Here is a 22,074-nt window from a genome sequence, read left to right on the forward strand (position 1 = left end):
CCTCCTTGCCCAGTCCCTACCGCGCGATCTTCGCCGCCCCCGGCACCAAGGGGTTCTCGGCGGCCGGATTCCTCGGCCGGATGCCGCTGTCCATGATGGGCATCGGTGTGGTGACCATGGTGTCCCAGATCACCGGCCGTTACGGGCTCGCGGGCGCGCTCTCCGCGACGCTGGCGATGTCGGCGGCCGTACTGGGACCGCAGGTCTCCCGGCTGGTCGACCGGCACGGGCAGCGCCGCGTCCTGCGCCCCGTCACCCTCCTCGCGCTGGCAGCGGTGGCCGGGCTGCTGATCTGCGCACAGCAGCGAATGCCGGACTGGACCCTCTTCGTGTTCGCCGCCGGTGCCGGCTGCGTGCCCAGTGTGGGGTCGATGATCCGGGCCCGCTGGGCGGAGATCTACCGGAGTTCGCCGCAGCAGCTGCACACGGCGTACTCGTGGGAGTCGATCGTCGACGAGGTGTGCTTCATCTTCGGGCCGATCATCTCGATCGGCCTGTCCACCGCCTGGTTCCCGGAGGCGGGTCCGCTGCTGGCCGCCGGGTTCCTGCTGGCCGGCGTCGCCTGGCTGACGGCCCAGCGCGCCACCGAGCCGGTTCCGCATCCGCGCGGGCAGCACACCGACGGCTCGGCGCTGCGCTCTCCTGGTCTCCAGGTGCTCGTGGGCACCTTCGTGGCGACCGGCGCGATCTTCGGTGCGGTCGATGTGGTGACGGTGGCCTTCGCCGAGGACCAGGGGCACAAGGCCGCAGCGAGCCTGGTGCTGGCCGTGTACGCGCTGGGGTCCTGCCTCGCCGGAGCCGTCTTCGGACTGCTCCGCCTCAAGGGGAGGGCGTCCACCAGGTGGCTGGTGGGGGTGTGCGCCATGGCCGTGAGTATGATCCCGCTCCAACTGGCCGGGAACCTGCCGTTCCTGGCCGCGGCGCTCTTTGTCGCGGGTCTCGCCATCGCACCGACGATGGTCACCACCATGGCCCTCGTCGAGCAGCACGTACCGCGCACCAAGCTGACCGAGGGCATGACCTGGACCAGTACCGGGCTCGCGGTCGGCGTGGCGCTCGGCTCCTCGGCCGCCGGCTGGGTCGTCGACGCGTCCGGGGCGAAGGCGGGGTACGCGGTGCCCACCGTGGCGGGAGCGCTCGCGGCCGCGGTGGCGTTCCTGGGGTATCGCCGGCTTGCCAAGCCGGTTCCTACGGGAAGGCGCGGGGAAGATGACCGACACCTACGCACGGACGACGAGCGCGTGGCGTAACTGGGCGGGGAACGTAACCGCCCGTCCGGCACAGGCCGTCTCTCCCGCCTCCGTGGACGAGCTCGCCGAGGCACTGCGCCGGGCGTCCGAGGACGGTCTGAAAGTGAAGCCGGTCGGCACCGGGCACTCCTTCACCGCGACCGCCGCCACCGACGGTCTGTTGATCCGCCCCGATCTGCTCACCGGCATCCGGGAGATCGACCGCACGGCGATGACGGTGACCGTCGAGGCCGGCACCCCCCTGAAGCGGCTCAACGTCGCGCTCGCCCGGGAGGGCCTGTCGCTCACCAACATGGGCGACATCATGGAACAGACGGTGGCCGGGGCCACCTCGACCGGAACCCACGGCACCGGCCGCGACTCGGCTTCCATATCCGCCCAGATCCGCGCCCTCGAACTGGTCACGGCGGACGGCACGGTGCTGACCTGCTCCGAGAAGGAGAACGCCGACATCTTCGCCGTCGCCCGGATCGGGCTCGGCGCACTCGGTGTCATCACGGCGATCACGTTCGCCGTGGAGCCGGTCTTCCTGCTGACCGCCCGCGAGGAGCCGATGACCTTCGACAAGGTCACGGCCGACTTCGACGAACTGGTCACCGAGAACGAGCACTTCGAGTTCTACTGGTTCCCGCACACCGGCAACTGCAACACCAAGCGCAACAACCGCAGCGCGGGCCCCGCCGCTCCGCCCGGAAAGGTCAGCGGCTGGATCGAGGACGAGCTCCTCTCCAACGGGATCTTCCAGGTGGCCTGTTCGCTCGGCCGGGCGGTCCCCGCCGCCATCCCGTCGATCGCCAAGCTCTCCAGCCGGGCCCTGTCGGCCCGTACGTACACCGACATCCCGTACAAGGTCTTCACCAGCCCGCGCCGGGTCCGCTTCGTGGAGATGGAGTACGCCCTGCCGCGCGAGGCCGCGACGGAGGCGCTGCGCGAGGTCAGGGCGATGGTCGACCGCTCGCCGTTGCGGATCAGCTTCCCGGTGGAGGTCCGCACAGCCCCCGCGGACGACATCGCGCTCTCCACGGCCTCGGGCCGGGAGAGTGCGTACATCGCCGTCCATCTGTACAGGGGCACGCCCTACCAGGCGTACTTCACCGCGGTCGAGCGGATCATGACCGCGCACGGCGGCCGCCCGCACTGGGGCAAGGTCAACACCCGCGATGCGGAGTACCTGGCCGGGGTGTATCCGCGGTTCGGCGAGTTCACCGCCGTGCGCGACCGGCTGGACCCGGACCGGCTCTTCGCCAACGACTATCTGCGCCGGGTCCTGGGCGACTGACCGCCGCGGCGGCCGGTCACCGGGCGGCGCCCGTGCCGGTCGTGGCCGGTGCCTCCTTCCCCGGTGCGATGCCCGCACCGGTGGGGTCCGGGGCAACGCCGCCGGGGTCGCCGGACGCCGCCGGAGTGGGCGTGGGAGCCGGGGTCGTCGGGCCGCCGCCCGAGTTCGACGGTGTGGGCGTGGGCGTCGGCTCGGCTGTGGAGCGGTCGCCCTGGCCGGTGCCCGGACTCGGGCTCTGCCCGCCCTGCGAGTCCGCGCCCGGCGTCCCGCCGCTCTCCTGGCCCGGCGTCCGCCCCTGACCCTGGTCGGTGCTGACGGGCGGTGCCGGGTCTGCGGGCCCCGAGCCCCGCTCCCCGCCCCGTACGACGGATCCCACGGTCGTCCCCTGACCACCGCTCAGATCGCCGCCGGAGACGAGCTCGTACGTGGTGATCCCGGCCATCGACACGGCGAAGACCGCAGCGGCCCCGACGGCCGACCGCTTCCAGCCGCGGATACGGGTTCCATGGGTGGTCGCCGCGGAGAACTCCTCGTCCGGGGCCGCACCGTCCGGCACCGGCCGCCGGGCCCCGTCGCCGGCACGTGGCTCGAACAGCCGGGCCCTGTCAGTGTCGAGAGACGTGAGCAGCTGGGTCCTGTCGGTGCCGCGGGGTTTCAGCAGCCGGGTCTCGTGATCGACGAGCGGCGCCGGCAGCTGTGTACGGTCCGGGTCCGCCGCCACCGTGCGCAGCACCGCCGTCGGGTCCGCGGATCCGTCCGGCGGACGGTGAGTGCCCCACGCCTCGCGTTCCGCCACGTCGCGTGCCGCGGGCACCTCCTGCGGATCCGGCGCGCCGTACGCGCCCCGCACCTCACGCGCCCCGCTCGCCCTGCGGGTCTCCCTGCCCGGGTGCTTCGCCTGGACCGTGACCTCGCGGATCTGCTCGCCCGTGCGACGGAAGAAGTGCTGGAAGAGCGAGCCGCCGCAGGTGGCGACGATGCTCATCACTCCGGCGCCGAGAATCGTTCCGTACACGCCCAGCCGCGAGGCCGCCACTGCCGCCGCGACCGCTGCCACCGCACTGCCGGCAACCTGCGGCAGGCTCAGATCGATACGCCTTTCTCTGGGCTCTGTGTCACTTTCTGGCTTCTGCACCATTTCCAGCCCTTGATTGACATCTCTCCCACCGTGCAACAGGAAGGGACAATTGGGCGAAGTGAATAGTTCCACTTCAGGTGATTCTGTGAAGCACGACACGCATCATGGGCATTTCGCGGCCAGTTGGGTAGCTGGACTCCCGCACCCACCGAGAACTTCGGCGGCGCGCCGGTCCACCCACGTGGCCCGAATGGAGTACTGTGGCGAGCCCTGGGGCCGGACTCCCACGTGGGGTCCGGGACCTTCGGGACGGGGCCGAAGGAGGCACTCGATCCGGCGGCGCCACGGCATCGCACGGGGGCCGGCTACGCCGGGTGACATTTGGTCACTCAGCGTTGCGCAAAGGTCACCGTGTCATACCGGCGATCCAGGGCTCACGCCCGACACGCCGGGCAACACGGCAATGTTGTGGCAGGCTGCACCCGGGCAGGCCACACTCGACTAGCGGAAGCAGCGACGCACGTGACGTCGGCAGGCACCACCCGGGAGGTCCCCATGCCCGAACTGCGTGTCGTGGCCGTCTCCAACGACGGCACACGACTGGTGCTCAAGGCTGCGGACAGCACGGAGTACACGCTTCCGATCGACGAGCGGCTGCGCGCCGCCGTGCGCAACGACCGCGCGCGGCTCGGCCAGATCGAGATCGAGGTGGAGAGCCACCTCCGCCCCCGCGACATCCAGGCCCGGATACGAGCCGGTGCCTCCGCGGAGGAGGTCGCTCAGTTCGCCGGAATTCCGGTCGACCGTGTCCGCCGCTTCGAGGGCCCCGTGCTCGCCGAGCGTGCCTTCATGGCCGAGCGGGCCCGGAAGACTCCCGTGCGCCGGCCTGGCGAGAACACCGGCCCTCAGCTCGGCGAGGCGGTGCAGGAGCGTCTCCTGCTGCGCGGCGCCGACAAGGAAACCGTCCAGTGGGACTCCTGGCGTCGTGACGACGGCACCTGGGAGGTCCTGCTGGTGTACCGGGTCGCGGGCGAGCCGCACTCGGCGAGCTGGACGTACGACGCGCCGCGACGGCTGGTCCAGGCCGTGGACGACGAGGCGCGTTCCCTGATCGGCGAGACCGACGATGTCGCCGCGCCCGAGCCGAGCTTCCCATTCGTGCCCCGAATCGCCCGGCTGCCGCGCGACCGGCCGCTGGACCGTGCGCTCGACCGTCAGATGGAACGGCCCGCTCCGCCGCCACCGCCCGAGCCGGAGGAGCACATCGTCGGCGTCTCGGCCGGTGAGCGTGACTCGCTGACCAGCCTGCTGGAGGCCGTGCCGAGCTTCCGTGGCGACATGGTGGTGCCGGAGCGGCCCGAGCCGCCGAGGACCGAGCCCGACGCGCAGGAGCCGGAGGCCGACGAGCCGCCGGCCGCGGCAGCCTCCGCGGGCGCCGGTTCCGCTTATGCGGATGTGCTGATGCCCCGCGCGGTAGCCGGTCACCGCGACCGGTTGACCGGGACGACGGACCGCCAGGCGGAGGCGGACGGTGTCCGTCCGGGCCGCCGGGCCGCGGTGCCGAGCTGGGACGAGATCGTCTTCGGCACCCGCCGCAAGAAGCAGGACTGATCGGGGTGACCGTGGCATGACGAGGGCCCGTACGCCGCTGCGTACGGGCCCTCGTGCGGTCCGTTTCCAGAACCGGTCATCGCGGTTCGGGACGGCGCCGCTACTGCGGGTCGGGGCCTGTGGCCACCGGCCGGGACTCGTCGGCGGACCACTCGGACCAGGAGCCCGCGTACAGCGCGGCGGGGATTCCCGCGACGGCCAGGGCCAGCACCTCGTGCGCGCCGGAGACCCCGGACCCGCAGTAGACGCCGACTTCCGGCGCCCCGTCCGTGCCGAGCTCCTTGAAGCGGGCGGCCAGCGCCTCCGCGGGCAGGAACCGCCCGTCACCGCCCGTGTTCTCGGACGTCGGGGCCGAGACCGCTCCGGGGATGTGGCCGCCGACCCGGTCGATCGGCTCCACGTCGCCGCGGTAGCGCTCCGCGGCCCGCGCGTCGAGCAGCAGCCCGGAGCGGGCCAGCGCCGCCGCGCCTTCCGCGTCCAGCAGGGGCAGCGCACCCGGTTCGGGCCTGAAGTCCCCCTCGGTCGGGGTGGGCGACGCGGTGGAGAGCTCGCCGTCCCAGGCGGCGAGACCTCCGTCCAACACGCGGACCTCCGGGTGGCCCGTCCAGCACAGCAGCCACCAGGCGCGCGCCGCGGCCCAGCCCTGACCGCCGTCGTACACCACGACAGGAGTGTCACGGGAGACCCCGGCGCGGCGCATCACCGCACCGAATTCCTCGGGGTCGGGCAGCGGATGACGGCCGCCACTGCCTGCGGGACCGGCGAGTTCCGCGTCCAGATCGACAAAGACCGCACCGGGGATGTGCCCGGCCTCGTAGTCGGGACGACCGTGCGGTCCGCCGAGCTGCCAACGCACGTCCAGGAGCACCGGCGGACGTGGCCCCGCCGACTCGCTCGCACATTCGAATGCGGAGATGATGGGCTTCATGGGTGCCATCCTCGCGCAACGGTCCGCCCACCCGTAACAACGCGAAAACGGACGAATCGCATCAAAACGGACTTCCTCTGTCGAGATCCGGGAACATGCGGCGCGGCCGGGGCGTATCGCGCGCCGGGTGGTGCAAGCATCTGCACGGGGCGTACACATCCCGCACCGCCGGTCGGCGCGTCGGCCCCGTTCCCCCCGTACGGCCACCACGATGGTCCGAGGAGAGAGTGACGATGACCGAGGCTGCCGTTCGGCGCACACCCGGAACACCTTGCTGGGTGAGTCTGATCGTGCACGGCCTGTCCACGACCCAGAAGTTCTACGCCGAGCTGTTCGGCTGGGAGTTCAGCCCCGGCCCACAGCAGCTGGGGCCGTACGTGCGCGCGCTGATCGACGGGAAAGTAGTGGCGGGCATCGGGCAGCTGCCGCCGGAACGGCACCTGCCGGTCGCCTGGACGACCTATCTGGCCACCGACGACGCCGACGCCACGGCGGAGACGATCCGCTCCTGCGGCGGCACCGTCGCCGTGGGACCGCTGGACGCCGGCAAAGCCGGCCGGCTCGCCATCGTCTCCGACCCGAGCGGTGCGGTCTTCGGGATCTGGCAGGCCGCCGCGCACCTCGGTACGGCGCTCGCGCGGGTCCCCGGCACCCCGGTCTGGAACGAGCTGGTGACCCGCGAGACCTCGACGGTCGCCAAGTTTTACCAGGTGGTCTTCGGTTACGACGTCGAGGCGGTGGTCTCCGCCGACTTCGACTACCAGACCCTGCACCTGAACGGCCGCCCGGTGGCCTCGCTGCACGGCGTCGGCCACGCCCTGCCGCGCGACCGCGGCCCGCACTGGATGACGTACTTCGAGGTCGCCGACACCGACGAGGCGGCCGCGCGGGTGGTGGACCTCGGCGGGCACGTGCTGCAGCCGCCACGGGACGGGTCGAGCGGGCGCGTGGCAACCGTGGCGGACCCGGAGGGCGCCGTCTTCACGATCGTGCGGTCCGAGGATCGGTGATCCCTTACGGCGTGCGCGACCGCGTCCGCCGGGCCGCCCGAGCCCCTTCCGCTCGCGCGGACCCGCTACCGGTCCCCACCGGCGAGCGCCGGTTCGATGCGCAGCAGGATGTCCGGCCACCCGTCGCCCATGCCGTGGAACGCCGCTTTGCCCAGAGGCGAGTCGACGTCGAACCCGGCATGTTCCAGAAACAGCCGGGTGCCCGTCCCCTCGGGGTGAAGCCGCCAGGTGACGGTGGTGTCCAGCGAGCCCGGGGCAAAGCTGTAGCGCAGAAGGCGCTCAGGCTCGACAGCGAGCACCTCGCACCCCTGGTGGCCCCACGGGCCCATGTCCAGGGTGAAGCGGTGCCCCACAACAGGCCGCACATCACCGGCGGCCCACCACCGCGCGTGCAGTTCGGGATCGGTCAGCGCCCGCCAGACCGCCGCCGGCGGATGGGCGATGAATTGGTCGCAATGGATGACGGCCGGGTCTGCGCTGGTCATCGGTTCTCCTCGTCGATCAGATCGCTCAGCGCGCCCATCCGGGTCCGCCAGTAGCGTTCGAAGGGATGCAGCCACTCGACCGCCTCGGCCAGCGGGGCTGCTTCCAGGTGGTAGTAGCGGTACCGCCCCCGCGGTTCCTCACGCACCAGCCCCGCGCCTCTGAGCACCGCCAGATGCTCGGAGACCGCGGGCCTGCTCAGCTCGAACGCACCGGCGAGATCGCCCGCCGCGCGTGGGCCGTCACGGAGAGCCTCCAGGAGCGTGCGCCGCACCGGGTTGGCCAGAGCGCTGAACACATCTGCCGCCGCCATGCCCACCATCATGCGTCGGAAAATTCCGACACGCCAAGTGCGCGAAGAAGAGACCTGGAGGGGGTTCCGCGCGTCCGGCGGTGGCTCAGAGCCTGTCGGGTGACCTCTGATCGGGCGGCCACGCCCTGGCACGCACGCTTCCGGCGTTGCCGAAATGCCCTAGTAGCTCCTTCCCCAAGCTCTCAGCTTCGTTCGAGCAGGGGAGACCCCATCCGAGGCCATCCCGGCGCCGTGGAATCGCACGCACCATGCCGCGTCCGCTCTCCGATCGAAGGTCACCCGACAGGCTCTCAGCCGGACGTCACGGGAAGCACGTCCGGCGACAGCGCGCCCGCGCGGGCCGTCGCGCTGGTCATCCTGCGCTGGTAGTGGCGCCTGCACAGCACCTCGTAACCGACCTCGTCCGCCCGCTGGTTGACGTCCCCCACCACGACCTGGGCGCCTTCGACGACCATCTCGCCGCCCACCGTGCGGGCGTTGTGCGTAGCCCGTGCACCGCACCAGCAGAGCGCTTCGACCTGAAGGGTCTCGACCCGGTCGGCCAGCTCGATGAGGCGCTGAGACCCGGGAAACAGCTTTGTCCGGAAATCGGTGGTGATACCGAACGCGAAGACGTCCAGGCCGAGGTCGTCGACGATCCGGGCGAGCTGGTCGATCTGTACGGGGGCGAGGAACTGCGCCTCGTCCACGATCACGTAGTCCGCCCGGCCGCCACGGGTGACGTGGTCGACGAGATGGGCGTACACATCCATGCCCTCGTCGGCCTCGACGGCCTCCGTGACGAGCCCCAGCCGCGAGGAGAGCTTGCCCTCGCCCGCCCGGTCGTCACGGGTGAAGATGACGCCCTGCAGCCCTCTTGCCGACCGGTTGTGGCCGATCTGCAGCGCCAGCGTGCTCTTTCCGCAGTCCATCGTTCCGGAGAAGAACACAAGCTCGGGCATGAGGGGGTGAACGCCTTTCGGTTCGGCAGGAGTAAGCAGGAGTAAGAGGGAGGGAAAAACGGGTTACGAGCGTACTTCGAGGAGCGGGACGAGTTGCTCGACGGGGGTCATCGAGCCGTGCATGCCCACCATCGCCGATTCGTGCGGCTCCTGGACGGAGGCGGTGACCACCACGTCGTCGCGGGCGGCCGCCACCACGTCGCCAATCCTGCCGTACACCCGCTCGTCGACCTTCGGACCGAACCAGCCGGCCGCGATCGCCTCGTCCCTGCTTGCGACCCAGAACTGCTCGCCGAGCACTTCCTGCCAGACAGTCAGCACATCGGCCTCGGCGCCGGGGACGGCATACACATGGCGGGCCCGGCCCTCGCCGCCGAGCAGGGCGACGCCCGCGCGCAGCTCCCAGTCCTCGTCGAAGTCAATCCGGGACTGTTCGTCGAACGGAATGTCGATCATGCCGTGGTCGGCGGTGATGTACAGCGCCGAGCGGGGCGGGAGCTGCTCGGCGAGGCGCTGCACGAGACCGTCCACGTACATCAACTGGCCGCGCCAGGCGTCGGAGTCGACGCCGAAGCGGTGCCCCTTGCCGTCGACCTCGCTGTAATACGTGTAGACGAGCGACCGGTCACCGGCGGCGAGCCGGTCTGCGGCCAGGTCCATCCGGTCCTCGCCGGAGAGCCTGCCATGGAACGTGCCGCCGCTCAGCGCGACCTTGGTGAGCGGGGTGTGCTGGAAGGTCGGGGCGGAAACCTGCGCGGTGGCCACACCGGCCTCGTCGGCGAGCCGGAAGACAGTGGGGTATGGCTGCCAGACCGCCGGCGAGGTCCAGGGCTTCCAGCGGAGCTGGTTCATCAGCTCGCCGGTCTCCGGATTACGGGCGGTGTAGCCGGGCAGGCCGTGCGCGCCGGGCGGCAGCCCCGTACCGACCGAGGCGAGCGAGGTCGCGGTGGTGGCCGGGAAGCCCGCCGTGAGGGGACGGCCCGTGCCCCCGCGCGAGGTGGGGAGCAGGGAGTGCAGATACGGAGCCTCGTCCGGGTGGGCCTTGATCTGCTCCCAGCCGAGTCCGTCGATCAGGAAGACGCAGTTCCGGTCAGCGGGGGTGAGCTCCGGAATCGCCGCCGTGAAGCCGGGCACGCCCTGTCCGGCGACGAGCGTCGGCAGCAGATCCGCGAGCGAACCGCTGCCGTACGCGGGGACAGGAGCGGTGTCGAGAGGGAGCAGAACGGGATCCTGCCAGGCCGGCTGGGCCATCAGCGGCCGGTAGCCGCAGCCGCGGCCGTCGCCTCGGAGAGGGACTGGGCAAAGGCAAGGGTCTGCCGCACCGTGTCCGGACCGTCACCGGCCTCGCTGACGCGCAGGCTCAGGTCGTCGGCGGTGGAGCTGCCGGTGTAGCCGTGGTCCGCCTCGCAGTTGGGGTCGCCGCAGGCGGCGGGCTCCAGGTCGATGCGGGAGACCGCGCCCCAGCCGATGGTCAGGACGACCTCGCGGGGCAGCGTGCCCGGGACGTACTTTTCCGGGTCGGCCACGACGCGGCTGACCACCACGGACGAGATCCGGTCCAGCTTGACGGACTCGGTGGAGGTGGTGGCGTACGGCGACGGGGAGCTGGTGTCCGCGTTCTGCTCGTCGGTGTGACTGACGATGAAACGGTTGTCGGTCAGGACCAGGACCGTGACGTGCCTGCGCACCTCGTTGGAGTCGAAGGTCGTCTCCTGGTGCACCAGGTACGAAGCGACCGGCTCACCGCCGACGGCGGCCTCCACCGCCTCGGCCACAAGGGCCGGGTAGTAGCCGCTGCGCTCGATCGCCGCGCGCAGCCCCTGGGTCGTCGTACCGGTCTTCGCCATACGGACCATCCTACGGGGGGTGGATGACTGCCGGGGACGCTGTGGACAGGGCCTGCGAAGGATCCGTCCGTGGAATCAGTAGTTGGGCAGGCGACGGGGACCGAGGTCGGTACGGGCCGGGGGCGGCGACAGCCGGACCGTCGCGCCGAGGACGGTCAGGCCCTGCGTGGCGACCACGACCGGTTCCAGTGCGACGGAGACCACCTCGGGGTGGTCGTCGACGAGCCGGGACACCCTCAGCAGCAGTTCCTCGAGCGCCGCGGTGTCGACGGGCGCCGAACCGCGCCACCCGAAGAGGACCGGGGCCGCCCGGATGGACCGGATCAGTTCGGCGGCGTCGCGGTCGGTGGCCGGCACGAGGCGGTGGGCGGTGTCCCCGAGAAGTTCGGAGGGCGCGCCCGCGAGACCGAAGGAGAGGACGGCGCCCGCCGCCGGGTCGATCGTGGCCCGTACGACGGTGTCCACGCCGCGCGGTGCCATGGCCTGGACGACCGGCTGCAGCTCGGTGGGCTTGCCGAGCAGATCGGTCAGTTCGCCGTACGCCCGGCGCAGCGCGGTCTCGTTGGCGAGGTCGAGCCGGACGCCGCCGAGGTCGGCGCGGTGGCGCAGATGCGGTGCGGTGGTCTTGAGCGCCACCGGATAGCCGAGCTGAGCAGCCGCGGCGACGGCGGCGTCCGGGTCGGGGGCGGGGATCGTCGGCCGTACGCAGATGCCGTAGCGGTCCAGGAGTTCGCGCGCCTCGTCATGGCTGAGCCGACGGCCCCGGGGATCGGGGTCGGGCCCGAGGAGGGCGTCGATGCGGTCGGCGGCGCCGACCTCGTCGATGGTGTCGTCGAGGAACTCGGGCACCTTGCCGGGCACCGCGGCCTGGCGCCGCCACTGCGCGTACCTCACCGCCTCGGCGAGGGCACGTACGGCACGCTCGGCGGCCGGGTAGGCGGGGATGCGGCCTGTCGAGGGGGCGGGCGGCGGCGGGGCACCCGGGCCGGGGATGTTCGGCTGAGCCGGGGAATTCGGCGCGCCCGAGGAGGCTGGGGTGCCGGTCGTGCTCCGCGTCGCCGGGGTGCCGGTGGTGCTCGGCGCGGCTGAAGTGCCTGTGGTGCTCGTGACGCTCGGGGTGCCCTTGCCGTCCGCCGCGGCCGAAGCACCCGGGGCAGCCGTCGCGGCCGCCTGCGGCGCCGCGACCGTGCTGCTGGCGGCCGCGAGCGCCTCCGCCAGGCCCCCGATCTCCACGTGGACCACGGCCACCGGCTTGGCCGGGTCCGTGGCCGCTGCCGTGCGCAGCGCGGCGGCCAGCACCTCGCCGTCACCCGATTCGGCCTCGCCGTTCTCGCCGACCCACGGGATCGCCGTCACGATCACCGCGTCGCAGCTCCGGTCGGCGAGCGCCTCCGCCAGCGCATCCCGGAAGTCCTGCGGGGTGGCCGCGGTGGTGAGGTCGCGGGGCGGGCGTGGGCGCAGCCCCTCGGCCAGGCAGGCGTCGTACGTGAGGAGGCCCAGGGACTCGGAGTTGCCGAGGATCGCGACCCGGGGACCCGCCGGGAGGGGCTGGTCGGCGAGGAGCAGACCCGCGTCGACCATCTCCGTCACCGTGTCGACACGGATCACGCCCGCCTGCCGCATGAGCGCGGAGACCGTCGCGTCCGGGATCCGGCTGATCGGCACCGCATGACCGGGCGGGGTACTGCCGCTGTGCCGGGCCCCCTTCACCACGACGACCGGCTTCACCGCTGCGGTGCGCCGCGCGAGACGGGTGAACTTCCTCGGGTTGCCGAGGGATTCGAGGTAGAGCAGGGCGACATCGGTGTTCGGGTCCTCGTACCAGTACTGGAGGAAGTCGTTGCCCGAGATGTCGGCACGGTTGCCCGCGGAGATGAACGTCGACAGACCCGCGCCGCGTCGGTAGAGCCCGGAGAGCAGGGCGATGCCGATCGCGCCCGACTGCGTGAACAGACCGATGCGGCCCGGGGTGGGCGGCTCGGGGGCGAGGGAGGCGTTCAGCCGTACGGCGTCCGCGTTGTTGATGATCCCGAAGGCGTTCGGGCCGATGACGCGCATGCCGAACGAGCGGGCCTGGCGGACCAGTTCGCGCTGCCTCTCCCTGCCCTCGGCGCCCCATTCGGCATATCCGGCGGAGAGGACCACGAGGCCCTGGACGCCGTGTTCGCCGCAGTCGGCGACGACCTCCGGGACCCGGTCCGCCGGCACGGCCACGACCGCGAGGTCCACCGGCTCACCGATCTCGCCGACGGAGCGGTGGGCGGGGACGCCGTCGATCGTTCCCTGGTCGGCGGCGAACGAGCTGTTCACGGCGTACACACGACCGGTGAAGCCCGCGCCGAGGAGGTTGCGCAGAACCGTGCGGCCGACCCCGCCGGGGTTACGGCCGGTGCCGATGACGGCGACGGACCCCGGTGCGAGCAGCCGCTGCACCGATCGCGCCTCCGCCCGCTGCTCGCGGGCGCGCTGGACGGCGAGGGACTCCGCGGTGGGTTCGAGGTCGAGGGTGAGATGGACCGCGCCGTCCTCGAAGCTGCGCTGCTGGGTGTACCCGGCGTCGCGGAACACCTTGATCATCTTGTTGTTGGCGGGCAGGACCTCGGCGGCGAAGCGCCGGATGCCGCGCTCACGTGCCACCGCGGCGATGTGTTCGAGGAGCGCCGATGCCACGCCGCGGCCCTGGTGCGCGTCCTGGACGAGAAAGGCGACCTCGGCCTCGTCGGCGGGGGCGGAGGCGGGCCGGCCGGCCGCGTCGATCCGGTCGTAGCGGACGGTGGCGATGAACTCGCCGCCGACTGTGACGGCGAGCCCCACCCGGTCGACGTAGTCGTGATGGGTGAAGCGGTGGACGTCCTTGGCGGACAGACGAGGGTACGGAGCGAAGAACCGGTAGTACTTCGACTCGTCGGAGACCTGCTCGTAGAAGTTGACCAGGCGCTCGGCATCGTCCGTGGTGATGGGCCTGATCCGGGCCGTCCCGCCGTCGCGGAGCACCACATCCGCTTCCCAGTGGTCGGGGTACGCATGGTGCGGACTCTGCTCCGGCGTGGGCTGCATGGGCAAAGCCTACGGCTCGGTCAGCGGTCGCGTAGGGCTCGGGGCCGGGGCAGTCTGAGAGCTCCGATCGGCTGTGCGGCACGGGCTGGGGCCGGGTTGCCGGTCGGCGGGAGCACAGCGCACCGCGTGAGAGACTGGTCTAGACAACCATTGATTCGTGAAGGGCAGAACCATGGCTGAGCGCCGCGTCAATGTCGGTTGGGCCGAGGGCCTGCACGCCCGCCCCGCTTCCATCTTCGTCCGTGCCGCCACGGCTTCCGGCGTTCCCATGACGATCGCCAAGTCCGACGGCACGCCGGTGAACGCCGCCTCCATGCTCGCGGTGCTCGGTCTCGGCGCGCACGGCGGCGAGGAGATCGTGCTCGCCTCCGAGGCGGACGACGCGGAAGCCGCGCTCGACCGTCTGGCGAAGCTGGTCGCCGAGGGGCTCGAGGAGCTTCCGGAGACCGTCTGATCCCAGGGCTTCCGATCAGGGGAGGGTCTTTCCGGCCGATTCCTGTCGGGTCTACTTCTGCGGCGGATCCGCGGCATCCTCAATCGGGGCCGCGGCTCCTTGATTTTCGGATACCGACGGCATGTCCGGAGCGAATTCGGGCAGCCCAAAGAAAGCCCCACGCAATTACTTCTCTTTGTATACGGCGCATGTGTTAATGCCGGCCGCTCGCGGTGTTTACGGCATGTTGCGAAGTCCTCACCCGACCACTGGATCGGGAGGCGCCGGGATCACGGCCCGGGGCGCCGCCCGCGCGGCGCAGCCGGTGCGCGGCGGTGACCCGCTCGGCGTGCTGGGCGGACAGCACCCTGGCCCGTTCCGCGTCACCGCGCGCCACGGCGTCCACGATGGCTCCGTGCTCGGCCCAGGAATCGGCGGGGCGGGCCGGCTGCTCGACCGCGTACATCCAGGCGATCTTGTGCCGTAGCTGGGTGAGCAGTGCGATGAGCCCGGGGCTGCCGGACGCCTGGGCGAGCGTCTCGTGGAACCAGCCACCCAGGGAGCGCAGATCCTCCCCTTCGCCCCGCCGCGCCCTCTCCTGACCGAGCCTGACCAGGCCGCGGAGCACCTTGAGGTGCGCCTCGGTGCGTCGCTGCGCGGCACGGGCCGCACCCAGCGGCTCCAGCAGCATCCGAACCTCCAGAAGGTCGGCGGCCTCCTGCTCGGTGGGCTCGGCGACACAGGCACCGGCATGCCGGCGGGTGACCACGAAGCCCTCGGACTCCAGGGTGCGCAGCGCTTCCCGCACCGGGACACGGGAGACCCCGTAACGACGTGCGAGCAGCTCCTCGGTGAGTCTGCTGCCGCGTTCGAAGACACCGGAGACGATGTCGTCACGGATTGCCGTGCATACCGATTGCGCCGGAATGCGCATGTCCGAACCTCCGCCTTAATCCCCGCGAAACGCGGCCGATCGACGCCTGGTCTGTGACTCTATTGCAATGCGACTGCATTTCCGACGCCGGGCCGAAATCCATGAATATCTTTTGGCCGCAGGCCGGTTCCGCGGGGCGGCGCGGCGGGGCGAACACGACGAAGGCCCCGGCGGCAAACCAGGACCTTCGGGGGTGTTGTGGGCGGGACGTCGGTCAGACGTTCACGCCATGGGCGCGCAGGTACGCCACGGGGTCCATGTCGGAGCCGTACGAAGGCGTGGTGCGGGCCTCGAAGTGGAGGTGCGGTCCGGTGGAGTTGCCGGTCGAGCCGGAGAGGCCGATCCGCTGGCCCGCGCCGACGCTCTGGCCGACGGAGACGCCGATCGAGGAGAGGTGACCGTACTGGGTGTACGTGCCGTCCGCCATCCGCAGCACGATGTTGTTGCCGTATGCGCCGCCCCAACCCGCCTCGACGACCGTGCTGGCACCGACGGCGACGACGGAGCTGCCGGAGGCGGCGTGGAAGTCGATGCCCGAGTGGCTGCCGGAGGACCAGAGGGAACCGCTCGACTTGTAGCCGGTGGTGACGTACGAACCGGCGACGGGGAGCTGGAAGGAGCCCAGGCGGGTGCGCTCGGCGGAACGGGCGGCGCGGGCCTTCGCGTCGCGGGCCGCCTTGGCGCGGGCCTCGGCCTTGGTCTTCGCCGCCGCCTTGGCCGTCGCTTCGGCCTTCGCCTTGGCTTCCGCCTCGGACTTGGCCGCTGCGGCAGCCTTCGCCTTCGCGGCGACGTCTGCCTGGCGCTTCTGCACATCGGCCTGGGTGGCCACCTGGTCGGCGAGGGCACCCTCGATGGCGATGATCTGGGTCAGGCCGGTTTCGCCGGCGGAGGGGGCCTCGGAATCCGAGGCGAGGGCCGGAGAGGCCAGTCCGCCGATGACGCCGGTGGTGGCCAGGGTCGCGACTCCGGCGATGCGTGCGCTCCTGCGCTTCAGACGGCTCGGGGCACGATGCTTCCCGGTGGGGCGGGTGAACGCCATGAAGTAGCTGGTCCTTTCCTTCCTTCTCGCCTACCGGGTTAGCTGACGGGTTCGGAGCAGGAAGGTCTCCTACGGATCCCGGCCTCACAGGAGGTCGCGGTATCCGATTCACCCCAGGGACTGCGTGGGTCCCCGGCTCCCCAGGCTCGCGCCTGACGGGGACTCGGCGATCACTGCCCGGCGCCACGGATGCGGCATACGAGTGACGGACAGCGGAGCCGACGCTAGGCGGGGGCACTTTCATTCACCAAACGGACAGGGCGTTTTGTAGCGCATTCCACAGGGCAAGCAAGAAGTTTTCATCTCAAATCAGACAAAAGGGAAGACCCCGGCGAGAAGCGGCTCGCCGGGGTCTCTCTTTGCCCCGCTTTGCGGGACTTTGGCGCATCAGCCGGTGACGACCGACACCTCCCCGATACCCAATGCCCTGACCGGCTCCTCGATCTGCGCGGCGTCGCCGACGAGGATCGTGACCAGCCGGTCCGCGGGGAAGGCGTTGACCACGGCTGCGGTCGCCTCGACCGTGCCGGTCTCGGCCAGACGGGTGTACAGCCGCGCCTGGTAGTCGTCCGCGAGGTGCTGCTCGACCTGGTCGGCGAGCGTGCCGGCGACGGAGGCAGCCGTCTCGAACTTCAGCGGGGCGACACCCACAAGGTTCTGGACGGCGGTCTCGCGCTCGGCGTCGGTCAGCCCCTCGGCCGCCAGCGTCCGCAGGACCTTCCACAGGTCGTCCAGCGCCGGCCCGGTGGACTCCGTGTCCACCGAGCCGCTGATCGCCAGCATCGCTGCGCCGGTCGCCCCGGAGGCGGAGTCCGCGGCCGTCGAGCGCAGGACCTGCCCGAAGGCCCGTACGCCGTAGGTGTAGCCCTTCTCCTCGCGCAGCACCCGGTCCAGCCGGGAGGTGAGCGTGCCACCCAGGCAGTAGGTGCCGAGGACCTGGGCCGGCCACACGCTGTCGTGCCGGTCGGCGCCGATGCGGCCGATCAGCAGCTGCGTCTGCACAGCGCCCGGGCGGTCGACGATCACCACGCGGCCGGTGTCGTCGGCGGTGATCGGCGGGAACGGGCGGGACTCCACGGTGTTCCCGGTCCAGTCGCCGACGGTGTCGGCGAGCAGCGCGTCCAGGTCGATACCGGTGAGGTCACCGACAACGACGGCGGTCGCGGTGGACGGCCGGACATGGGCCTCGTAGAAGGCGCGCACGGCCGCGGAGTCGATCCGCTCCACCGTCTCCTCGGTGCCCTGACGCGGGCGCGACATCCGCGACGTGGCCGGAAAGAGCTCCTTGGAGAGCTGCTTGGCGGCACGCCGGGCCGGGTTGGCCTGCTCGTGCGGGATCTCGTCGAGCCTGTTGTTCACCAGCCGCTCGATCTCGCTGTCGGCGAACGCGGGCGCCCGCAGCGCCTCGGAGACCAGTCCGAGCGCCTTGGCCAGCCGGGACGCCGGGACCTCCAGGGAGACCCGCATGCCGGGATGGTCGGCGTGCGCGTCGAGGGTGGCGCCGCAGCGCTCCAGCTCGGCGGCGAACTCCTCGGCGGAATGCTTGTCGGTGCCCTCGGAAAGGGCCCGCGCCATGATCGTGGCCACGCCGTCGAGGCCCTCGGGTTCGGCGTCCAGCGGGGCGTCGAGGAAGATCTCTACCGCAACGACCTGTTGGCCGGGGCGGTGGCAGCGCAGCACCGTCAGTCCGTTGGGCAGGGCGCCGCGCTCGGGCGCGGGAAAGGCCCAGGGCCTGGCCGTGCCGGGAGCCGGCTGCGGGTGGTACTCCATCGATACTCCAGTCGCGGCAGCGTCGGTCACTTGTCCGCCCCTTCGTGCGCGTCGGTGTCGGTGTCCGTCTCGTCGGCTTCCCCGTCGGCGGATTCGGCCGGCTCGACCGGCTCGTAGACGAGCACCGCCCGGTTGTCGGGGCGCAGCTGGGCCTCGGCCGCCGCCTGGACCTCGTCCGCGGTGACGTCGAGGACCCGCTGGACGGCGGTCAGGGCGAGCTGCGGGTCGCCGAACAGCACGGCGAACCGGCAGAGTTCATCGGCGCGGCCCGCGACCGTACCGAGCCGGTCCAGCCACTCGCGCTCCAACTGTGCCTGAGCGCGCTCCATTTCCTCGGGCGTGGGACCCTCGGCGGCGAACCGGGCCAGCTCCTCGTCGACCGCGGCCTCGATCTGCGCCACTTCGACACCGCCGGACGTCTTCACGTCCAGCCAGCCGAGCGAGGGTGCCCCGGCCAGTCGCAGCAGCCCGAAACCTGCCGCAACGGCCGTGCGGTCGCGGCGGACCAGGCGGTTGTGGAGCCGGGAGGACTCACCGCCGCCGAGCACGGTCAGCGCGAGATCCGCGGCGTCGCACTCCCGGGTGCCGTCGTGCGGCAGCCGGTAGGCGGCCATCAGCGCCCGCGCCGGAACCTCCTCGCGGACCTCTTCGCGCAGCTGCTCGCCGATGATCTCGGGGAGCGTGCCGTCGCGCGGCGGCTGCTTGCCGTCGTGGGACGGGATGGAGCCGAAGTACTTCTCGATCCAGGCGAGCGTCTGCTCGGGGTCGATGTCGCCGACGACCGACAGCACCGCGTTGTTGGGCGCGTAGTACGTCCGGAAGAAGGTACGTGCGTCTTCGAGCGTGGCCGCGTCCAGGTCGGCCATCGAGCCGATCGGGGTGTGGTGGTAGGGGTGGCCCTCGGGGTAGGCGAGGGCGGTCAGCCTCTCGAACGCCGTGCCGTACGGAACGTTGTCGTACCGCTGGCGTCGCTCGTTCTTGACGACGTCCCGCTGGTTCTCCATGGACTCCTCGTCGAGAGCGGCGAGCAGCGAGCCCATCCGGTCGGCTTCGAGCCACAGGGCCAGTTCCAGCTGATGCGTGGGCATCGTCTCGAAGTAGTTGGTGCGTTCGAAGCTGGTCGTCCCGTTGAGGGAGCCGCCGGCTCCCTGCACCAGCTCGAAGTGTCCGTTCCCCTTGACCTGTCCGGAGCCCTGGAACATCAGGTGCTCGAAGAGGTGAGCCAGACCCGTGCGCCCCTTGACCTCGTGGCGCGAACCGACGTCGTACCAGAGGCACACTGCGGCGACCGGGGTCAGATGGTCCTCGGAGAGCACCACGCGCAGGCCGTTGGCCAGACGGTGCTCGGTCGCTGTCAAGCCGCCGGAGCCGGCCTGGGCTGTGGCCGTGTGACCCATGGGCATGTACGTCCCTTCGATCGCGATACTGGAATTCCTGCGAGACCTGCCACTGTAAGCAAGCGCACCGACACCTGGCGAAGTTCCCGTGCCGTGGAAGTTCGCGTGAAAGAGCGCCGGACAGCCCCTTGGGACGGGTCGAGGTCGGCGTTGTCAGTGCGGCGGTCCACAATGGTCCGCGTCAGAACCAGAGGTTGCCCGAACAGATCTGTGAAGGAGTCGCAGCAGCGATGGCCCGCCGCAGTACGAAGACCCCGCCGCCGGACGACTTCGAGGAGAAGATCCTCGACATCGACGTCGTCGACGAAATGCAGGGCTCCTTCCTCGAATACGCGTACTCGGTGATCTACTCACGGGCCCTGCCGGACGCCCGCGACGGCATGAAGCCGGTGCACCGCCGCATCGTGTACCAGATGAACGAGATGGGGCTGCGACCCGACCGCGGCTATGTGAAGTGTGCCCGCGTCGTCGGCGAGGTCATGGGAAAGCTGCATCCGCACGGCGACGCGTCGATCTACGACGCGCTGGTCCGGATGGCGCAGCCGTTCTCGATGCGGCTCCCTCTCGTCGACGGGCACGGCAACTTCGGCTCGCTCGGCAACGACGACCCGCCGGCCGCCATGCGGTACACCGAGTGCCGGATGGCCGACGCCACGTCCCTGATGACGGAGTCGATCGACGAGGACACCGTCGGTTTCCAGTCGAATTACGACGGCCAGGAGCAGGAACCGGTCGTCCTGCCCGCCGCGTATCCGAACCTCCTGGTCAACGGGTCGTCCGGGATCGCGGTTGGCATGGCGACCAATATGCCGCCGCACAACCTGGGCGAGGTCATCGCCGCCGCCCGCCATCTGATCAGGCATCCGGGCGCTGACCTGGAGACCCTGATGCGGTTCATCCCCGGACCCGACCTGCCGACCGGTGGCCGGATCGTGGGCCTCGGCGGGATCAAGGACGCGTACGCGGCCGGACGTGGCACGTTCAAGATCCGTGCGACGGTCGCCGTGGAGAACGTGACGGCCCGCCGCAAGGGTCTGGTCGTCACTGAACTGCCCTTCTCCGTCGGCCCGGAGAAGGTGATCGCCAAGATCAAGGACCTGGTCTCGGTGAAGAAGCTCCAGGGCATCGCCGATGTCAAGGACCTCACCGACCGCGAGCACGGCCTGCGCCTGGTCATCGAGGTCAAGAACGGCTTCGTGCCCGAGGCCGTTCTGGAGCAGCTCTACAAGCTGACGCCGATGGAGGAGTCCTTCGGCATCAACAATGTGGCGCTGGTCGACGGACAGCCGCTCACGCTCGGCCTCAAGGAGCTCCTCGAGGTCTACCTCGACCACCGCTTCGACGTGGTGCGCCGACGCAGCGAGTTCCGCCGGACCAAGCGCCAGGACCGGCTGCACCTGGTCGAGGGCCTGCTTGTCGCGCTGATCGACATCGACGAGGTCATCCGGCTCATCCGGTCCAGCGACAACTCCGCGCAGGCGAAGGAGCGGCTCATCGAGCACTTCTCGCTGAGCGAGATCCAGACGCAGTACATCCTGGACACCCCGCTGCGCCGGCTGACCCGGTTCGACCGGATCGAGCTGGAGAGCGAGCGGGACCGGCTCAACGGCGAGATCGATCAGCTGACGACGATCCTCGAGTCGGACGCCGAGCTGCGCAAGCTCGTCTCCACCGAACTGGCCGCGGTCGCGAAGAAGTTCGGCACCGACCGGCGTACGGTGCTGCTGGAGTCGGCCGGTTCACAGGTCGCCTCGGTGCCGTTGGAGGTCGCGGACGACCCGTGCCGGGTGCTGCTGTCCTCGACCGGTCTGCTGGCTCGTACGGCCACCGGCGACCCGATCGTCGTCGCCAAGGACGCCAAGCGGGCCAAGCACGACGTGATCGTGTCGGCCGTGCCGGCGACGGCGCGTGGCGATGTCGGCGTGGTGACGTCGGCAGGGCGGCTGCTGCGGCTCGCGGTGATCGACCTGCCCCAGCTGCCGGACACCCATGCCGCGCCCAATCTTTCGGGCGGGGCGCAGGTCTCGGAGTTCCTCACGCTGGAGACCGGTGAGGAGGTCATCTGCCTCACCACGCTCGACGAGTCCTCTCCGGGCCTGGCGATCGGCACCCTGCAGGGCGTCGTCAAACGGGTGGTGCCGGACTATCCGCCCAACAAGGACGAACTGGAGGTCATCACCCTGAAGGACGGTGACCGGATCGTCGGAGCCGCCGAACTGCGTACGGGCGAGGAGGACCTCGTCTTCATCACGTCCGACGCACAGTTGCTGCGCTACCCGGCGGCCCAGGTACGACCGCAGGGCCGGCCGGCGGGCGGCATGGCGGGCGTGAAACTGGCGGAGGGCGTCGAGGTGCTCTCGTTCGGCGCGGTGGACCCTGCGGCGGACGCGATGGTGTTCACGGTGGCGGGCTCGCACGGCACACTGGACGACTCGGTGCTGACGGCGAAGCTCACGCCGTTCGACCAGTACCCGCGCAAGGGCCGGGCCACCGGCGGGGTGCGCTGTCAGCGCTTCCTCAAGGGCGAGGACGTCCTGGTGTTCGCCTGGGCGGGTGCGGTCCCGGCGCGGGCGGCGCAGAAGAACGGCACCCCGGCCGAACTGCCGGAGCCGGATCCGCGGCGCGACGGTTCGGGGACGCCGCTGGCCAAGCCGGTCGCGGTGATCGCCGGACCGGTGTAGCCGACGGATTCCGTCAGTCGGTT

The 22,074-nt window shown here is 71.0% G+C and carries 18 protein-coding genes and 1 riboswitch; of the genes, 6 read left to right on the top strand and 12 right to left on the bottom strand.

What is annotated here, in order from left to right:
* The first annotated feature begins 5 nt into the window (after window positions 1-5).
* Both AB0I23_RS23125 and AB0I23_RS23130 read left to right on the top strand, forming a co-directional pair.
* The gene (locus AB0I23_RS23125) at window positions 6-1,250 is read left to right on the top strand and encodes an MFS transporter (RefSeq protein ID WP_359111851.1); all 1,245 of its coding nucleotides are present in this window, start codon (window positions 6-8) and stop codon (window positions 1,248-1,250) included.
* Entirely contained in the window at window positions 1,210-2,529 is a 1,320-nt protein-coding gene (locus AB0I23_RS23130) for a D-arabinono-1,4-lactone oxidase (protein WP_359111852.1), read from the top strand. The genes AB0I23_RS23125 and AB0I23_RS23130 overlap by 41 nt, the downstream gene beginning before the upstream one ends.
* Window positions 2,530-2,545: 16 nt before the next feature.
* Here the strand turns inward: AB0I23_RS23130 and AB0I23_RS23135 are convergent, their stop codons facing one another.
* A complete protein-coding gene (locus AB0I23_RS23135) occupies window positions 2,546-3,667 on the bottom strand; it encodes a hypothetical protein (protein ID WP_359111853.1) in 1,122 nt (373 codons plus the stop codon).
* Window positions 3,668-4,162: 495 nt separating this feature from the next.
* Here AB0I23_RS23135 and sepH point away from each other — a divergent pair, with 495 nt between their 5' ends.
* Window positions 4,163-5,218, top strand: a complete 1,056-nt coding sequence (gene sepH, locus AB0I23_RS23140; protein ID WP_359111855.1) for a septation protein SepH — start codon at window positions 4,163-4,165, stop codon at window positions 5,216-5,218.
* 100 nt (window positions 5,219-5,318) lie between these two features.
* On the opposite strand, the gene AB0I23_RS23145 is transcribed toward sepH, so the two are convergent.
* Window positions 5,319-6,146 carry a sulfurtransferase gene (locus AB0I23_RS23145; RefSeq protein ID WP_359111856.1) on the bottom strand — a complete coding sequence of 276 codons (828 nt, stop codon included), beginning with the start codon at window positions 6,144-6,146 and terminating at the stop codon, window positions 5,319-5,321.
* Between the two features lie 233 nt (window positions 6,147-6,379).
* Between AB0I23_RS23145 and AB0I23_RS23150 the strand changes: the two genes are divergently transcribed.
* A complete protein-coding gene (locus tag AB0I23_RS23150) occupies window positions 6,380-7,156 on the top strand; it encodes a VOC family protein (RefSeq protein WP_359111858.1) in 777 nt (258 codons plus the stop codon).
* Between the two features lie 65 nt (window positions 7,157-7,221).
* Here the strand turns inward: AB0I23_RS23150 and AB0I23_RS23155 are convergent, their stop codons facing one another.
* From AB0I23_RS23155 to AB0I23_RS23180, 6 genes are all read right to left on the bottom strand, one after another.
* Complete coding sequence (locus AB0I23_RS23155; protein WP_359111860.1) at window positions 7,222-7,641, bottom strand: SRPBCC family protein; 420 nt, start codon at window positions 7,639-7,641, stop codon at window positions 7,222-7,224.
* Complete coding sequence (locus AB0I23_RS23160) at window positions 7,638-7,961, bottom strand: ArsR/SmtB family transcription factor (RefSeq protein ID WP_208857696.1); 324 nt, start codon at window positions 7,959-7,961, stop codon at window positions 7,638-7,640. Before AB0I23_RS23160 ends, AB0I23_RS23155 begins: the two co-directional genes overlap by 4 nt.
* A gap of 281 nt (window positions 7,962-8,242) precedes the next feature.
* Window positions 8,243-8,893, bottom strand: a complete 651-nt coding sequence (locus tag AB0I23_RS23165) for a thymidine kinase (RefSeq protein ID WP_037701266.1) — start codon at window positions 8,891-8,893, stop codon at window positions 8,243-8,245.
* 63 nt (window positions 8,894-8,956) lie between these two features.
* Window positions 8,957-10,144: an alkaline phosphatase family protein gene (locus tag AB0I23_RS23170; RefSeq protein ID WP_359111862.1), complete on the bottom strand. Its 1,188-nt coding sequence runs from the start codon at window positions 10,142-10,144 to the stop codon at window positions 8,957-8,959.
* Entirely contained in the window at window positions 10,144-10,740 is a 597-nt protein-coding gene (locus tag AB0I23_RS23175) for a DUF5998 family protein (RefSeq protein WP_359111864.1), read from the bottom strand. The genes AB0I23_RS23170 and AB0I23_RS23175 overlap by 1 nt, the downstream gene beginning before the upstream one ends.
* A gap of 75 nt (window positions 10,741-10,815) precedes the next feature.
* The gene (locus tag AB0I23_RS23180; RefSeq protein ID WP_359111866.1) at window positions 10,816-13,797 is read right to left on the bottom strand and encodes a bifunctional acetate--CoA ligase family protein/GNAT family N-acetyltransferase; all 2,982 of its coding nucleotides are present in this window, start codon (window positions 13,795-13,797) and stop codon (window positions 10,816-10,818) included.
* A 172-nt stretch (window positions 13,798-13,969) separates the two neighbouring features.
* On the opposite strand from AB0I23_RS23180, the gene AB0I23_RS23185 reads away from it, so the two are divergent.
* The gene (locus AB0I23_RS23185; RefSeq protein WP_037701271.1) at window positions 13,970-14,251 is read left to right on the top strand and encodes an HPr family phosphocarrier protein; all 282 of its coding nucleotides are present in this window, start codon (window positions 13,970-13,972) and stop codon (window positions 14,249-14,251) included.
* 193 nt (window positions 14,252-14,444) lie between these two features.
* On the opposite strand, the gene AB0I23_RS23190 is transcribed toward AB0I23_RS23185, so the two are convergent.
* From AB0I23_RS23190 to AB0I23_RS23205, 4 genes are all read right to left on the bottom strand, one after another.
* Window positions 14,445-15,164 (bottom strand): GntR family transcriptional regulator, encoded by a 720-nt coding sequence (locus AB0I23_RS23190; protein ID WP_359111868.1) that lies wholly within the window; start codon window positions 15,162-15,164, stop codon window positions 14,445-14,447.
* A gap of 214 nt (window positions 15,165-15,378) precedes the next feature.
* On the bottom strand, window positions 15,379-16,203 hold the full coding sequence (locus AB0I23_RS23195) for a M23 family metallopeptidase (protein WP_359111870.1): 825 nt from the start codon (window positions 16,201-16,203) through the stop codon (window positions 15,379-15,381).
* A 13-nt stretch (window positions 16,204-16,216) separates the two neighbouring features.
* Window positions 16,217-16,382: riboswitch (cyclic di-AMP (ydaO/yuaA leader) on the bottom strand.
* Window positions 16,383-16,590: 208 nt separating this feature from the next.
* The gene (locus tag AB0I23_RS23200; protein ID WP_359111927.1) at window positions 16,591-17,973 is read right to left on the bottom strand and encodes a M16 family metallopeptidase; all 1,383 of its coding nucleotides are present in this window, start codon (window positions 17,971-17,973) and stop codon (window positions 16,591-16,593) included.
* A gap of 26 nt (window positions 17,974-17,999) precedes the next feature.
* Window positions 18,000-19,376 carry a M16 family metallopeptidase gene (locus AB0I23_RS23205; protein WP_359111872.1) on the bottom strand — a complete coding sequence of 459 codons (1,377 nt, stop codon included), beginning with the start codon at window positions 19,374-19,376 and terminating at the stop codon, window positions 18,000-18,002.
* Between the two features lie 224 nt (window positions 19,377-19,600).
* Between AB0I23_RS23205 and AB0I23_RS23210 the strand changes: the two genes are divergently transcribed.
* Entirely contained in the window at window positions 19,601-22,051 is a 2,451-nt protein-coding gene (locus AB0I23_RS23210) for a DNA gyrase/topoisomerase IV subunit A (protein WP_359111873.1), read from the top strand.
* Window positions 22,052-22,074 lie beyond the last annotated feature (23 nt).

The organism is Streptomyces atratus (assembly GCF_040655115.1).
Lineage (GTDB): Bacteria > Actinomycetota > Actinomycetes > Streptomycetales > Streptomycetaceae > Streptomyces > Streptomyces atratus_D.